The organism is Chamaesiphon sp. VAR_48_metabat_403 (assembly GCF_031422475.1).
Classification (GTDB): Bacteria; Cyanobacteriota; Cyanobacteriia; order Cyanobacteriales; family Chamaesiphonaceae; genus Chamaesiphon.
Map to the genome: position 1 here is coordinate 15,052 of NZ_JANPLS010000317.1, position 13,642 is coordinate 28,693.

16 protein-coding genes and 2 pseudogenes are annotated in these 13,642 nt (G+C 45.6%); 11 read left to right on the forward strand and 7 right to left on the reverse strand.

The window, feature by feature from the left end:
- Positions 1–55: 55 nt before the first annotated feature.
- Complete coding sequence (locus RMO79_RS15235) at positions 56–445, reverse strand: hypothetical protein (protein ID WP_310484027.1); 390 nt, start codon at positions 443–445, stop codon at positions 56–58.
- Positions 446–595: 150 nt separating this feature from the next.
- On the opposite strand from RMO79_RS15235, the gene RMO79_RS15240 reads away from it, so the two are divergent.
- Entirely contained in the window at positions 596–889 is a 294-nt protein-coding gene (locus RMO79_RS15240; RefSeq protein WP_310484028.1) for a hypothetical protein, read from the forward strand.
- A 113-nt stretch (positions 890–1,002) separates the two neighbouring features.
- A complete protein-coding gene (locus RMO79_RS15245; protein ID WP_310484029.1) occupies positions 1,003–1,581 on the forward strand; it encodes a hypothetical protein in 579 nt (192 codons plus the stop codon).
- A 60-nt stretch (positions 1,582–1,641) separates the two neighbouring features.
- Here RMO79_RS15245 and ribD read toward each other — a convergent pair whose 3' ends face one another.
- Positions 1,642–2,724, reverse strand: coding sequence for a bifunctional diaminohydroxyphosphoribosylaminopyrimidine deaminase/5-amino-6-(5-phosphoribosylamino)uracil reductase RibD (gene ribD, locus RMO79_RS15250; protein ID WP_310484030.1), 1,083 nt, complete (start codon positions 2,722–2,724; stop codon positions 1,642–1,644).
- Between the two features lie 241 nt (positions 2,725–2,965).
- Between ribD and RMO79_RS15255 the strand changes: the two genes are divergently transcribed.
- The 4 genes from RMO79_RS15255 to RMO79_RS15270 all read left to right on the forward strand — a co-directional run bounded on the left by RMO79_RS15255 (position 2,966) and on the right by RMO79_RS15270 (position 8,096).
- Entirely contained in the window at positions 2,966–3,760 is a 795-nt protein-coding gene (locus RMO79_RS15255) for an HAD hydrolase-like protein (protein WP_310484042.1), read from the forward strand.
- Between the two features lie 101 nt (positions 3,761–3,861).
- Entirely contained in the window at positions 3,862–3,987 is a 126-nt protein-coding gene (locus tag RMO79_RS15260) for a hypothetical protein (protein WP_310484031.1), read from the forward strand.
- An 86-nt stretch (positions 3,988–4,073) separates the two neighbouring features.
- A complete protein-coding gene (locus tag RMO79_RS15265) occupies positions 4,074–5,693 on the forward strand; it encodes an MBL fold metallo-hydrolase (protein ID WP_310484032.1) in 1,620 nt (539 codons plus the stop codon).
- A gap of 96 nt (positions 5,694–5,789) precedes the next feature.
- Positions 5,790–8,096, forward strand: coding sequence for a CHASE2 domain-containing serine/threonine-protein kinase (locus tag RMO79_RS15270; RefSeq protein ID WP_310484033.1), 2,307 nt, complete (start codon positions 5,790–5,792; stop codon positions 8,094–8,096).
- A gap of 192 nt (positions 8,097–8,288) precedes the next feature.
- Here the strand turns inward: RMO79_RS15270 and RMO79_RS15275 are convergent, their stop codons facing one another.
- On the reverse strand, positions 8,289–8,507 hold the full coding sequence (locus RMO79_RS15275) for a type II toxin-antitoxin system ParD family antitoxin (protein WP_310484034.1): 219 nt from the start codon (positions 8,505–8,507) through the stop codon (positions 8,289–8,291).
- A 354-nt stretch (positions 8,508–8,861) separates the two neighbouring features.
- On the opposite strand from RMO79_RS15275, the gene RMO79_RS15280 reads away from it, so the two are divergent.
- The 4 genes and pseudogenes from RMO79_RS15280 to RMO79_RS15295 all read left to right on the forward strand — a co-directional run bounded on the left by RMO79_RS15280 (position 8,862) and on the right by RMO79_RS15295 (position 10,421).
- The gene (locus RMO79_RS15280) at positions 8,862–9,383 is read left to right on the forward strand and encodes a hypothetical protein (RefSeq protein WP_310484035.1); all 522 of its coding nucleotides are present in this window, start codon (positions 8,862–8,864) and stop codon (positions 9,381–9,383) included.
- Between the two features lie 153 nt (positions 9,384–9,536).
- Positions 9,537–9,802 (forward strand): annotated as a pseudogene (locus RMO79_RS15285) (hypothetical protein); the annotation flags it as partial.
- Positions 9,803–9,889: 87 nt separating this feature from the next.
- Positions 9,890–10,141 (forward strand): type II toxin-antitoxin system Phd/YefM family antitoxin, encoded by a 252-nt coding sequence (locus RMO79_RS15290; protein ID WP_310484036.1) that lies wholly within the window; start codon positions 9,890–9,892, stop codon positions 10,139–10,141.
- Positions 10,134–10,421 carry a type II toxin-antitoxin system RelE/ParE family toxin gene (locus tag RMO79_RS15295; RefSeq protein ID WP_310484037.1) on the forward strand — a complete coding sequence of 96 codons (288 nt, stop codon included), beginning with the start codon at positions 10,134–10,136 and terminating at the stop codon, positions 10,419–10,421. Before RMO79_RS15290 ends, RMO79_RS15295 begins: the two co-directional genes overlap by 8 nt.
- A gap of 21 nt (positions 10,422–10,442) precedes the next feature.
- Here the strand turns inward: RMO79_RS15295 and RMO79_RS15300 are convergent, their stop codons facing one another.
- From RMO79_RS15300 to RMO79_RS15315, 4 genes are all read right to left on the reverse strand, one after another.
- Positions 10,443–10,652, reverse strand: a complete 210-nt coding sequence (locus tag RMO79_RS15300) for a CopG family antitoxin (protein ID WP_310484038.1) — start codon at positions 10,650–10,652, stop codon at positions 10,443–10,445.
- A 51-nt stretch (positions 10,653–10,703) separates the two neighbouring features.
- On the reverse strand, positions 10,704–11,087 hold the full coding sequence (locus RMO79_RS15305) for a type II toxin-antitoxin system VapC family toxin (protein WP_310484039.1): 384 nt from the start codon (positions 11,085–11,087) through the stop codon (positions 10,704–10,706).
- On the reverse strand, positions 11,084–11,320 hold the full coding sequence (locus tag RMO79_RS15310; RefSeq protein ID WP_310484040.1) for a type II toxin-antitoxin system Phd/YefM family antitoxin: 237 nt from the start codon (positions 11,318–11,320) through the stop codon (positions 11,084–11,086). The genes RMO79_RS15305 and RMO79_RS15310 overlap by 4 nt, the downstream gene beginning before the upstream one ends.
- Positions 11,321–11,544: 224 nt before the next feature.
- A complete protein-coding gene (locus tag RMO79_RS15315) occupies positions 11,545–12,162 on the reverse strand; it encodes a hypothetical protein (protein ID WP_310484041.1) in 618 nt (205 codons plus the stop codon).
- A 173-nt stretch (positions 12,163–12,335) separates the two neighbouring features.
- Here RMO79_RS15315 and RMO79_RS15320 point away from each other — a divergent pair.
- Positions 12,336–13,642: pseudogene (locus tag RMO79_RS15320) on the forward strand (aconitate hydratase B); the annotation flags it as partial.

The following is a 13,642-nucleotide window of genomic DNA, read 5'->3' on the forward strand; positions in this document are numbered from 1 at the left end:
TTCAACTGGAAGTTACTGCTTTTTTATCGACATTTTGTAGATTAGATCCCGAAAACTACTCTCTACTGTCTACTTTCAGGGCTGCTCGCAATCTTAATAAAGTGGCGGTTTGATAGAGATTAAGTGGCAATAAAGACACGCCTTCTAACCGAGATTGCACCCAACCATCGCCCCAATGCCACTCATGATAACCATCGACACCATTACTGAGCAACAATCGCAAACATTGAGTATTAACTCGATCGACTTGAGAGCTTACCTTTAATATGCCAAAACTCGTATCGAATTTGGTACCTACCGTGAGGAAATCTTCACTGACAAAATTTACCTGTTGGGGAAATAGCCACTTCTTGAGTGCTGACGGCGATAATAATCGATCGCGAATCGTACTAGATGTCGCTGGAACTTCAATTCGCAATTCACTTCGTTGAAAATTACCGAGCATGATGAGCTAACAATGTAGGGATAAATCTAGCCTGCCATCGTCATCCGCAACTAAGATGTTAAAAGATTGCGGAATGTCAGACTTGGGCAGTGTAGTTATATCCTAACGCTAAATTAATTATTAACTCCTCGCTAAATCGACCTACAGCTTATGAAATTTTCACACCTAACTGCCATTATCTTCGCTTGTACCACGATCGGTATCTCTATGCCAGCACATGCCGAAGATGTTGTTTCCAACGATAGCGTCCAAACTGCGGTAATTACTGGGCGCAATAACACCATCAATCAAAGCAATAATTCAAGTATTCGCAGTAGCGCGAGGGGTGGTGAGAAGAATGTGACATCAGTCCGCAACGTTCAATCGGCAGATGTCGCAGGCCAAAGAAACATTCTCAACCAATCCAATCAAGTTGAAATTCGCGGACAAGAACGCGGTAAATAAGCTGCCTTTGGCAGCCAAATCTCACCGCCGTTGGCGTTGTAATTCCCATCACAACGCCAACAGCACATCAGTAACTGCATCTACCACTACTATCTAACTCTGAGGTAACTATTATGTTTCACCGTCAGCTCGGCCTACTGGCGATCGCAACTCTGTTGCTATCGCCTAGTTTAGTTCATGCCAACGAAATCGATGGCGATCGCAATTTATCTGTCGGTAACGTGCGGATTATTAATACCAGCAACGGTACTCTCATCCAAACCCCCAACATTCGAGTCAATAGCCCCACAACTACCGAGCAACCAGTACTCATCAGTCGGATTCGGCGAGGCACGCGCATTCGCACAATTCGCCGCATTCCCACTACCACGAATACGACAACTATTCGGCGGACTACTGGGACTTCGGCTCCACTAATTTTCAACAGTAAGATTAATTCTAATTCGCAACAAACAACTGTCACGACAACGACATCCCCATTACCCAATACCACCGTTTCTACTCCGACTACCACCGTCCGGAGTTCGACGATTCGGACTTCTTCTGGCGATGAAAGCAGTTCGCAGTCTTCTACCAGCGAACAACAGCAGTCAGTTCAATGCAGTGGTGGCAGTGGTACCGTTGTCAGTCAATCTTCTTCTACCGTAAATGGACGCACGGTTAACTCTGAAGTACGACGTAATTGTAATTAGGTTTTAGGTTTTAGGTTTTAGGTTTTAGGTTTTGGAACTGCGTTCCTTACTTCTTACTCCCTATAAATATCCCTGAACCAGAAGATCGTTGCCGATTTGCTGCCAGGTTACCCGCTCTAAGGTTAGCGCGTCTCCCATCGATCGAATGCTCAGATCGCCAACTGGAGAGCGTGCCGTACTACCGCCGACAATTTTCGGTGCGATAAAAGCCAGTACCTTTTGAATCGCGCCAGCGGCGAGCGCACTCGCGGCAAGCGTACCGCCACATTCCCACAACACCGATAAATAACCGCGATCGTAGAGATATTGCATCACCAATTTTGGATCGAGCGCGTCTAACTCTAACACCTCCACCTGTCGATCGCGCAGGTGTTTTTGCATGTCCGGGTTGGCACCGCGTTGGGTAACTACTAGCGTGGGAGCCACACTCACATCCCACAAAATCGCATCGAGGGGCAGATTCAATGTCCGCGTCATCACTACCCGCAAGGGATTGGGAGCCTCAGGATCGTGGCTGGTGAGATAAGGATTATCCCGACGTAAGGTATTGCCACCAATAATTATCGCATCGCACCCCGCGCGGAGGTGATGGACGTAGTGGCGGGAAGATTCACCGCTCACCCAAGTACTATGTCCGCTATCGGTGGCGATTTTACCATCGATCGTCATGGCATATTTTAAAATTCCCAGGGGGCGATGATGGACGATTCGCTGCACGAAGCCTTCATTTAGTTCCTCGCAGGCAGCGGTTTCGACCCCCACCACAACTTCAATTCCCGCCTGCTCTAACGTCTTAATCCCACCACCCGCCACCAACGGATTGGGATCTACCATCCCCACTACCACTTTCCCGACTCCTGCCGCTACCAACGCCGCCGCGCAGGGCGGCGTTCTGCCATAGTGATTGCAGGGTTCGAGGCTGACATAAATTGTCGCTCCCAGCGCGCGATCCCCGGCTGCACGCAACGCAAATACTTCAGCATGAGGCTGTCCCGCACCAGGATGAAAGCCTTCACCGACAATCTCGCCATCTTTGACGATTACCGCACCGACGAGGGGATTTGGTGCTGTTTTCCCCCAAGCTTGTTGTGCTAGAGCGATACAGCGGCGCATCATGTCTCGATCGAATTCTGTAAATTTCATAAATTGGGGCGATTGTCTAAATAAATAGTAATCCAAGTTGCTTTCTCGTGGAGATGGGAGATGGGAGATGGGAGATGGGAGTTCGGATTTTGGATTTTGGATTGAGCATGTACTTCTTCCCACACCCCCCAACAAGCATCTTCCTGTGGAGACAATCGTATTTACACCCATGACAACCGATCGAGAAGCTGCTATTGTTAAGAAAGATTGCGTAAACAATTATGCTGGTACTATCAACTCTATGCCAGGTCTATCCCGTAGCTTGTCCAAACTTACTACTGTCTTTTGCGACTTTGATGGCCCAATCGTCGATGTGTCAGACCGATATTACAGTACCTATTACCAAGCATTAACCGATACTGCTAGATTTTATAGCGAACTTTCCGCGCCGCGATCGAGATCGATCGACATCCTGCGCGATTTTTCAGTTTTGACCAAAGCTCAATTTTGGCAGATGAAACAAAATCGGATTCCCGATCGAGACATTGCCCGTCAGTCTGGCTTGAGTGAAGAATCACAAATAGATTTTTTTCTAAACCGCGTAGTCGAAATTGTCAACCGTGCCGACTTACTCGCACAAGATAAGATTCAACCCGGAGTTACTTGGGCGTTAGGCTTATTAAAATCCCAAGGCACCAAACTGATTTTAGTGACCCTACGCGATCGAGATGAAGCGATCGGGATTTTAGAGCAACACGGACTCAGACAGCTATTTACGGGCATTTATGGCACCGCTAACAGCGAAGCTGCGTACCAAAACTATTCGACAATTAAGACTCAATTGCTCAAACGTGCGATGTGGGAACATCAGATTACATTTAATAATCTAGAACGTAGTTGGATGATCGGCGATACCGAAGCTGACGTTTTAGCTGGGCAAGCAACGGGAATTTCTACCATCGCCCTCACCTGCGGCATTAGGAGCCATCACCAGCTCGCGCAACTGCAACCCACCCGCATTGAAACTGACTTACTGTGCGCCGCTCATCACCTAGTAGGGATGAATTATTTACTCTCAGCACCTTGCGGAGTTTGAGATTTTCCAAAATCAAGAATGGTTAACGATCGTTGCTTCGAGTGGAGCGATCGGTAGATAATGTCGGAGTGATGTTCTATAACTCGCAGGATTATTTGTAAATGACAAGCGTTCAAGTTTTATTACCAATTTTAACCATTCCCTTTATTATTGGTGCTTTATTTTTCGGTACTCGGAATGGCTTCTATGATTCGGACAAATATCATGGTAATGGTTCGGCTCACTAGGCTAGCGATCTAACGTTGGCAAAGCTGACCATCAGCATCGCCTCGATCTCCACAAAGCAGCATCAGCTTTATCCTGGACTTTTCCCTTGTCTACGCTACCTCACGCTAGTAATGAAGATCTCGTCTGCTTTGCCTATGGTGTCGGTCATAGTGATGAGGGAGTGTGTTTATTAATCAAGATGGGGCCATATCGGATCTTACTCGATTGTGGGCTGAGTGATATTTCGCCCCTAATTACTGAAGATCGTTTGCCTGTCTGCGATTTAGTCATTTGTAGTAATGCTCGTGCCGATCGAGCCAGGGGCTTACTAGAACTGCATCGGGCAGTGCCGCAGTTGCCGATATATAGTAGTGAAGTTACCAGTCTGCTCTTACCTCTCAACTGGTTAGATGAGCCAGAACCAGTGCCACCGTTCGGTCAAGCTTTACCTTGGCGGCGATCGATCGAGTTTCAAGATGGCTTAACTGCGGAACTATTTCCAGCGGGACATTTACCCGGTGCCGCAGCAATATTATTGACTTATACCGGATTTTATCGATCGTACAGTGTTTTCTATACAGGCGACTTTTTCTTATCTAATTCGCGGCTGGTAGATGGGTTGCACCTCGACTCGATTCGCAATCTCAATCCAGATGTGTTAATTATCGAAGGTAGTTACGGTACGGCAAGACACCCCCATCGCCGCAAACAAGAAAATACCTTAATGGCGCGGATCGATCGGGCGATCGAGCAACAACAATCAATTATTTTACCAGTTAGCAATCTGGGCATCGCGCAGGAATTATTAATTTTGCTGCGGAGCCATCATCTATTTACCGGACGCGATATCGATATCTGGGTAGATGGCAAGATCGTCCCATGTTGCGATGCTTATCTCAAGTTATTACCGCATTTTCCGCCCTCAGTTCAAAATTTTGCCCGCCATCAGTCGCTCTTTTGGGATGAAAAAGTGCGTCCGCACGTCCGCCAGCTTACCCCCGAAAATTTGGCAAACATTCATCAGCGACAGTGCATTATCGTTACCGAAACCGATATCGATCTGGGAATTTATACAGCCGGACATCCATTTCCGTGGCTGGTATTATTACCCTCTATGCCGCAGGAGACGATCTTACTCCCCAGTACGACTCCCCAACTTGCGATCGAAACATATCTTCTGAGCCAACACTCCGATGGTGCGGGTACCACTCAATTAATTCATAACATCCGTCCTAAACATGTCGTCTTCATCCACGGTTCCGTACCTTATTTAGCCGATCTTACCGCACTCGAAGAACTCCAAAATCGCTATCATTTACACTCTCCTGCTGCTGGAACGCTAGTTTCGCTACCGATTGGCGATACCTTTATTCAACCCGCACCACCAGCAGATCCCAATTATGAGGGCGAACTGACCGAACTAGAACGGGAAGTTAATATTACCTTACCAACGGATCTCGCCAGCGACCCCAGATGGCATAATTTTGCCGATACGGGATCGATCGAAGCCAGATGGCAAGGCGAAGAAATCGTCCTCAGAGGCATCTCGCAGCGCGAATTACTCGATCGGCAACAGCAACTCAATCTCCCTCCAGATCTGCACTGCTGCGGCAATTGTCGTTATCAACGCGGTGCTCGCTGCTATAATAGTCGATCGCCATTACATGGGTTTAAAGTCACTCCCGATGGCGTTTGTCCGGTGTTTGAATCTAACGAAATAAAGTAGGGTACTTTAGAGAAAGTAGGACATATTTTGGATTTTGGATTGAAAATCCAGTTACTCCCCACGCTCCCCGCTCCCCGCTTCCCACACCCCAAACAAATGTCTGCCAAGATCGCATTATCATCTATCGGGAAATTTCTCAACCAACGCAAACTACCCTGGCAAGTAGTGACAGTTTTGGGCGTAAGTTTAGGAGTAACCGGACTCGTCATTGGAGCCAAACATTTGGGGTGGTGGGAAATGGGCGAACTCGCCGCTTACGACGGCAGCGTGCGCTGGAAAACACCCGCACCACCAGATCCTCGGATTACGATCGTGGCAATTACCGAAGAAGATCTCAACCTGCAAAAAACTTGGCCGTTACCAGATCGAACCATCGCTAAAGTCATTCAAAAGCTCACCGACGGTAAAGCTAAAATAATTGGGCTAGATATGTTTCGTCCCAATCCCGTCGAACCAGGACGTGCCGATTTAGTCAAAATTTGGAATAAGAACGATCTGATTGTTCCTGGCTGTCACCATCGCAACCTCAAAAACCCCGGCATTTCTGGGCCGCCAGGGGTTCCCGCCGAACAGTTGGGGTTTGTAGATTTACTAGTCGATCGCGATAGTATCGTCAGGCGCGCATTATTATTTATGTCTCGCGATCCGAAATCACCTTGTACCAGCGAAACGAGTTTATCGCTCCAACTCGCTCAAGAATACCTGCTGCGCCAACACCAGATTACAGGTCAGTTTGACTCGAACGATCGATTTCAACTCGGTACGGCGCATTTTAGACCTGTTTCCAGCACTGATGGCGGCTATCAAGATGCTGAAGCTGGCGGTTATCAAATTTTACTCAATTACCGCGCGCGGAGTGGTGGGATTAAAGGTACGAAAAATGGTGTGGCTCCGATCGTTACCATGTCGGATCTGTTAAATAATCGCGTCGATCCTAAGCTCATTAAAGATCGAATTATCCTGATCGGTTCGACAGCCAGCTCTCTTAAAGATGAATTTCTCACCCCTTATAGTGAGGGTAAAGCTGAAGATGCTACCATGCCCGGTGTGGTAGTACACGCCCAAATTACCAGCCAAATTCTCAGTGCGGTACTCGATAACCAACCCCTATGGTGGTTTATTCCCGATTGGTTGGAAGCCATTTGGATCGGCGGGTGGTGCGTGACGGGAAGTTTGCTAGCTTGGTACATTCGCCACCCAATTCGCTTATTTATGGCGGCTGGCGGTGCGGGAATTTTGCTAATTGGCGGATTTGCGATCGCCTTCGTCAATGCAGGCTGGCTGCCGATCGTCAGCCCCTTTGTCGGGTTAATTGCCAGTAGCATCGGGGTATTGGGGTTGACGAGTTATCAAACTCAGCAACAGCAAAAAAACATGGAAAGTTTGGTAGACGATCGCGAACGCGCAATCGCCGAACTCAAGTTACTGCTGAGTCAGACAGCACCGCCAGTTACCGAGCTGCCGATGACAATATTGCCAGCTACAACAATGACTGGCGAAACATTACTAAATCCCGATCTGACAGTTCTCGATCGGCAGAATGCTACTCTCAAACAAGACCAAGACCCCTCGATCGAACGAAAACCTGGAGCGATGCCGCCTAATTATCTCCTAGATGGCCGCTATCAGGCGGAGCAGACCCTGGGAGCGGGTGGATTTGGGGTCACCTATCTAGCGCGGGATACCAAGCGTCCTGGCAAGCCTCAGTGCGTCATTAAGCAACTAGTACCCGCTCGTCGCGATGCGAATTTTGTCAGTTTGGCACGGCGATTATTTAATACCGAAGCCGAAATTCTGTCTAAATTAGGACATCATTCGCAAATCCCGCATCTACTCGCTTATTTCGAGCATCAACAAGAATTTTACTTAGTGCAAGAATTTATAGATGGTACGCCACTCGATCGCGAATTAGAAGGGGCTACCGCACCCTGGAGCGAAGCGCAAGTGCTAGATTTATTGCGCCAGTTATTACCAGTTTTGGGATTTATTCACTCTCAACATGTCATCCATCGCGATCTCAAGCCTGGTAATATCATTCGCGATCGACATCAGGGTAAACTAGTATTGATCGATTTTGGTGCAGTTAAAGAGATTCAGCCCCAAGTTGCCGACGAGCGGAATGTGACGATCGCGATCGGCACGCGGGGCTATACGCCGCCAGAACAGTATGCCGGACAGCCTAATTATACCAGCGATCTCTATGCTTTAGGTTCGATCGCGATCGAGGCTCTGACAAATACTCACCCGCGTTATTTACCCGTCGATGATAATACTGGCAATCTCATCTGGCGAGATTTGGTGAAGGTTTCACCCGAATTGGCTCGCGTTTTGGACAAAATGGTGGCATATCACTTTAAAGATCGCTATCAATCGGCAACTGCGGCACTAATGGATTTGCCCTGACACCAAACCACCAACGTGAAATTATCATAGCTTTTAGTAAAGTTCGATCGAACACCCCCGTTTCAGCTTGGGGAGTCATCAGATCGGTTTTTCTAGTAATTTAGAACAAATCTTCTAGATCTCTAATGGCTGTATCCGAAAAAGAATAGCTACTCATAGATTGCTATCGCTGGCAATTCGATCGATCTTTGCTTACAATCTTTCAAACACCACTTCTCCATCTGTCATCTGCCCGTTAGCAATTTCTTGGGTACCGACTGCTATCTTTTGACGGAGTTCTTCAATCTTATTCGTTCTGGCTTCTAATAATTTAAATGCCTCAGAAATAACATCTTCAGCCGTCTGGTACTCTCCACGATCGATCTGAGATCGAATAAATTGTTCTTGTTCCGATTTTAATTGAATATTCACAATCTTTACTCCAGATCGATTTAGGTACAAGTTCAAGATTTCAGCTGTCGATCGGTTCCCCACAGAAAGGCTATCATCGATTCTCCAGGGAGAGGCTATCGCCAACGAGTGATATCATAATTATTTCCCAGGTGTTAACCGTACCTCTATTTTAGCAAAATCGTCAGTATAAGGATTAGATCGATCGAACCCCCTCATTTTAGCTTGGTGAGTCATCAGATCGGGTTAAGATAGCTGAGGGATATTTATCTTAATTACGATGATAAATATATCTTAAATATCGAGGAGCGCATCCTGGCATATCTTGAATATTTCTCTCATGTAGATTTTGCTCAATCCACCCTGTTACTATTTATGAAGTCAATGAATTACCGACTTGGATTTAGCGTTAACACTGAGTTTTCACATGGTGATTATGCAGATTATAACGGCATAATATTTTGTGCGAGATCTACAGACGGAAATTGGATTGATGAATTACACATTAGCGATATTTATTTAGGCCCTATTTGCAACAGTATTATGGATCTATACGCAGGAGATAACGAGCAGATTGTAAAAATACTGTTTAATTATCATGAAATAGATGAAAATGCGATCGAATATGAGATGACATGGGGTTCTCCGATCACAAACAATATTCAGATAGGCATAGATTTAGATGAAGATGTTCCATCGACAGTAAAAGACATTAAATTTTTTCTGTCGGAGCTTTCAATATTAACATTTAAAGATCTGTACTTACATGCTTATGGCGATACAGAAACAGAAAAATCCAACAGCACTCATGAGTTTCAAAGATGCATCAAAGTTATTAATGATTATTTATCAGAACGAATTGCTGGGGGTCTAGAAATCTGGGTTCAAGATGATTAAAGTGAGTTTTAATACTCTCCTCAAACTGTCATCGATCGCCGTCAGCCATTAAAATAGATGAACTGATTATACAGAATCTCTATTTTAAGATGTTAGAAGCATATCGCCAGCATACAGCCGTAGGCACAGCGTACCGTAGGTAATCGAGCCGCATTGGGAATTCCCCCATTACCGCTCGATGCCGAACAAACCAGTGGCCTCTGCGAACTATTACAACATCCACCAACAGGTGAAGAGGCTAACCTAATTGCATTATTGCGCGATTGGGCATAGCCCACACTGTGCCTAACGGCAGGCTTCGCCAACGCGATCGAGTTCCACCTGGAGTAGATCCGGCTGCTTATGTCAAAGCTGGCTTCCTGACTGGCATCGTTACAGGTAAAATTACTAGTCCGCTGATCGATCGGGTTGAATCGATTCTCAACCGAGGGGCTACGCCAGCTACTTGACAGAGTTTAATCATCTCAGTCATAATGTACATTATGTACTTTTACGAGAAGCACCTAATGTCAACATTCAACGCCACCGATGGACGTAAGAACTTCTTCGATTTAATCGATCGCGCCCATCATCAAGAGCGCATTGCGATCGAGCGTCATGGTAAACTCATCGCAGCGATCGTGAGTTATGAAGACTTAGCCAAATTAGAAGCCTTAGAAGATGCCATTGCTACCGCACAGTTGAAACAAGCGATGGCAGAGCATACTGGATTTGTAACTGCTGTAGAATTATTAGCAATGCGCTCTACCGATGGCTAAACAATATCTGCTGCTAATCAGTAAATCAGTTGCTAAAGATTTGCAAGATTTACAACCTAAACAATATAAGCAAGTTGTCGCGAAGATTCTCTCTTTAGGCACAGAACCAATCCAACAAGATTGCAAAGCTCTCAAGGGAATTGAGGGTGGTTATCGCGCTGACCAAGGCGAGTTTAGAATTTTGTACTATATTCAGGAAGCTACCGATGAGCAATTAGGACAAGTTCAAATCTTTCGGGTTGGCAAACGTAATGACGATGAGGTGTATCGCAATCTGTGAAAAATATTCAAATTCGATCGCTTAAACCCATTCCAGAGAGGGCTTGCGCTCAGTCCGAACACAATCTTGGAGATAGAGATTAATTAGATTTTGGTAGGGAATTCCCGTTTGCTCAGACAACTTCTGAAAATAGTCCACGACGTTTTCTTCCAGATTAATGCTCACCTGTTTTTTCAACTTCTTCAGGTAAGGGTTAGGTACAGATTGTGAAAAGTCATATTCATCTCTCATGTCAAATAGCCTTTGTATTTTCTAGCTCTAGATTTTTATCTCTTTACGCTGCTAAATGGTACTAACTGGGTAAGCACGAACGGCTGCATCTACTGTCGCAATTGTCAGACCATTTTGTAAAGCTTGACAGACAAGCATTCTGTCAAATGGATCTCGGTGCAATGGTGGCAGTTTTGCAAGTTGAGCCACACTACTTTCATCTAGAGCAAGACTGATAATTTGATGAAGATCGCGTTGCTTTGGTAAATATGTTTCGGGATGTTCTGGCAGAGGTAATTTACCCAACTGATACTTGACGAGTATTTCCCAAACTGAAATCGCACTCAGATAAACCTCGTTGTCTGGATCGCGAATTGCATCCCGAACGTCTGTTGATAACTGGGTATCGCCACTGATAAACCATAAAAAGATGTGTGTATCTAGCAGAATTCTCATTTGCCCTCAAATGCGTTGAGAATATCTTCTGGTAAAGGAGCATCGAAATCATCTGGCACTGTAAACTCACCCGCACACAAACCAAATGGTCGCAATTTCTTAATATGATTAATTGGTCTAAGTTCTGCGATCGCTTTATCTGCTTGAAGAATTAAAAAAGTTTCACCTGCTGCTACTTGAATCAGATACTTTGCAGGATCTCGCTGAATTTCATCAACTGTAATGTTTACCATAAATAAGCCTTAGTGTAAGCCCAAAGGATCGTACTCGATTTTACTCAATTGTAGCCGATCGAGTGTAGCCACGTCGAACTCAGATCGATCGAACATCCTCGTTTTAGCTTGGTTAGTCATCAGATCGGCTTTTCTAGAAAGATAACGCGATCCCGAAGATCGATCGAATATTTATTGTTGTTTCCCATAAAAATGAAATATCGATCGAGTGAGGCAGTAAAAAATTATAATTTTACAAGATCGACTTGCAAAACTTGCGATCTCTGATTATCTTCTATCGCGACAACTGTTCGGCTCTTATTAATTGATAGATTCACTGTTTTAATTCCAAGTGATTCAAAAAAATTTTCATAACTTTCTATAATTATACTTCCCGTTGATTGTGATATTTCCATACCCAATTCTGCTGTATATTCAAACTCTTTGTCATAAATGACCCTTTCATCTTCGTAATCATTGCTAGTTCGGTACAATAAAGTAGCTTCATCTGGTGAAAATAGTCTGCAACCAACAGTAGCTGATGTATCTGATGCGAAAAACTTAAGAACACTTACATTCAGCCTACTAGATAGCTGTTGTGCATCGAAAATATCATAATCACCGATAATGTGAAAAATAATAGTCCAATCACTGTCAGCAATTTCAACAATTACTTTATTTGCTCCGTATGATTCCGATCCTAGTGATATCAAGGAAAATGGAATATTGCGGTCAACCTCACAACTCAAAATTTCAGCGTAGGTAGTAGATACAATATCGATTGGAGCTTTAACAAAAAGTACTAACCATGAATTAGTACCAAAATCTCCAATAAATTGTTGAAAAGTTTGCGAAGCAACCATATGCAGAATATTCGATTACACTAAGTTAAAAGACTGATTAATTATAGAATGCCCAGAAATAGATCTAACGATTCCACTCCTCGGTATCTGCAAAAATCGATCGCCCCAAACACTCACCAGTAGCCGCCACCTATTAAAATAGAAAGACTTATATACAGAAGCTCTATTTTAAGATGTTAGAAGCATATCGCCAGCATACAGCCGATCGAGCCGCATTAGGCATACCGCCATTACCCCTCGATGCCGAACAAACCAGTGCATTGTGCGAACTATTAAAAAATCCTCCCGCAGGTGAAGAAGCTAATTTACTCGCATTACTCAGAGATCGAGTTCCACCTGGAGTAGATCCGGCTGCTTATGTCAAAGCTGGCTTCCTGACTGGGATCGTTATGGGTAAAGTTAGTAGTCCGCTGATTGATAAGATCGAGTCGATCGAGTTATTAGGTACAATGTTAGGCGGTTATAATGTTCGATCGCTCATTGACTTACTCCAATCTGACAACACCGAACTCGCCACAGCCGCAGTCAAAGCACTGAGCAAAATCGTCCTCGTTTACGACGCATTTAACGACGTGTGGGAACTCTCCCAAACCAATCCCTACGCCAAGCAAGTCATCGATGCCTGGGCAAATGCTGACTGGTTCACATCTCGCCCCACCCTGCCCGAAAGGATTACCGTTACTATCTTCAAAGTCCCAGGCGAAACCAATACCGACGACTTATCCCCTGCAACTGAAGCTACCAGTCGCCCCGATATTCCCCTCCACGCCCTCGCGATGCTGGAAACTCGCCAACCTGGGAGTTTAGCCACCATTGCCGAATTGAAACAGAAAGGACACCCCCTTGCCTATGTTGGCGACGTTATCGGTACAGGTTCCTCGCGCAAATCGGCGATTAATTCCGTCCTTTGGTACATTGGTGCAGATATTCCCTGCGTGCCGAATAAGCACACGGGTGGTTATATTTTGGGCAGTAAAATCGCGCCGATTTTCTTTAATACTGCCGAGGATTCGGGGAGTCTACCGATCGAGTGTGATATTACCATGCTCGAAACTGGTATGGTCATCACCATCCATCCCTACGCTGGCAAAATCACCAACGAATCCGGCGAAACCCTCTCCACCTTCAACCTCAAACCCGACACCATCCTTGATGAAGTTCGCGCAGGCGGTAGAATTCCCCTGCTCATCGGGCGCACCCTCACCGACAAAACCCGCATCGCCTTGGGATTACCCCCCAGCACCATCTTTACCCGTCCCACTCAACCCACAGATACAGGCAAAGGCTACACCCTCGCCCAAAAAATGGTCGGCAAAGCCTGCGGATTACCTGGCGTGCGCCCTGGGATGTCCTGCGAACCCTTAATGACCACCGTTGGTTCCCAAGATACCACAGGGCCAATGACTCGCGACGAACTCAAAGAACTTGCCTGTCTGGGTTTCAGTGCCGATTTAGTGATGCAGAGCTTCTGTCACACCGC

What these genes read in the sequence shown, in the direction of transcription:
- RMO79_RS15235 (WP_310484027.1), bottom strand. Translation starts at nt 445, where the DNA reads ATGCTCGGTAATTTTCAACGAAGTGAATTGCGAATTGAAGTTCCAGCG.
- RMO79_RS15240 (WP_310484028.1), top strand. Translation starts at nt 596, where the DNA reads ATGAAATTTTCACACCTAACTGCCATTATCTTCGCTTGTACCACGATC.
- RMO79_RS15245 (WP_310484029.1), top strand. Translation starts at nt 1,003, where the DNA reads ATGTTTCACCGTCAGCTCGGCCTACTGGCGATCGCAACTCTGTTGCTA.
- ribD (WP_310484030.1), bottom strand. Translation starts at nt 2,724, where the DNA reads ATGAAATTTACAGAATTCGATCGAGACATGATGCGCCGCTGTATCGCT.
- RMO79_RS15255 (WP_310484042.1), top strand. Translation starts at nt 2,966, where the DNA reads ATGCCAGGTCTATCCCGTAGCTTGTCCAAACTTACTACTGTCTTTTGC.
- RMO79_RS15260 (WP_310484031.1), top strand. Translation starts at nt 3,862, where the DNA reads ATGACAAGCGTTCAAGTTTTATTACCAATTTTAACCATTCCCTTTATT.
- RMO79_RS15270 (WP_310484033.1), top strand. Translation starts at nt 5,790, where the DNA reads ATGTCTGCCAAGATCGCATTATCATCTATCGGGAAATTTCTCAACCAA.
- RMO79_RS15280 (WP_310484035.1), top strand. Translation starts at nt 8,862, where the DNA reads ATGAAGTCAATGAATTACCGACTTGGATTTAGCGTTAACACTGAGTTT.
- RMO79_RS15290 (WP_310484036.1), top strand. Translation starts at nt 9,890, where the DNA reads ATGTCAACATTCAACGCCACCGATGGACGTAAGAACTTCTTCGATTTA.
- RMO79_RS15295 (WP_310484037.1), top strand. Translation starts at nt 10,134, where the DNA reads ATGGCTAAACAATATCTGCTGCTAATCAGTAAATCAGTTGCTAAAGAT.
- RMO79_RS15300 (WP_310484038.1), bottom strand. Translation starts at nt 10,652, where the DNA reads ATGAGAGATGAATATGACTTTTCACAATCTGTACCTAACCCTTACCTG.
- RMO79_RS15305 (WP_310484039.1), bottom strand. Translation starts at nt 11,087, where the DNA reads ATGAGAATTCTGCTAGATACACACATCTTTTTATGGTTTATCAGTGGC.
- RMO79_RS15310 (WP_310484040.1), bottom strand. Translation starts at nt 11,320, where the DNA reads ATGGTAAACATTACAGTTGATGAAATTCAGCGAGATCCTGCAAAGTAT.
- RMO79_RS15315 (WP_310484041.1), bottom strand. Translation starts at nt 12,162, where the DNA reads ATGGTTGCTTCGCAAACTTTTCAACAATTTATTGGAGATTTTGGTACT.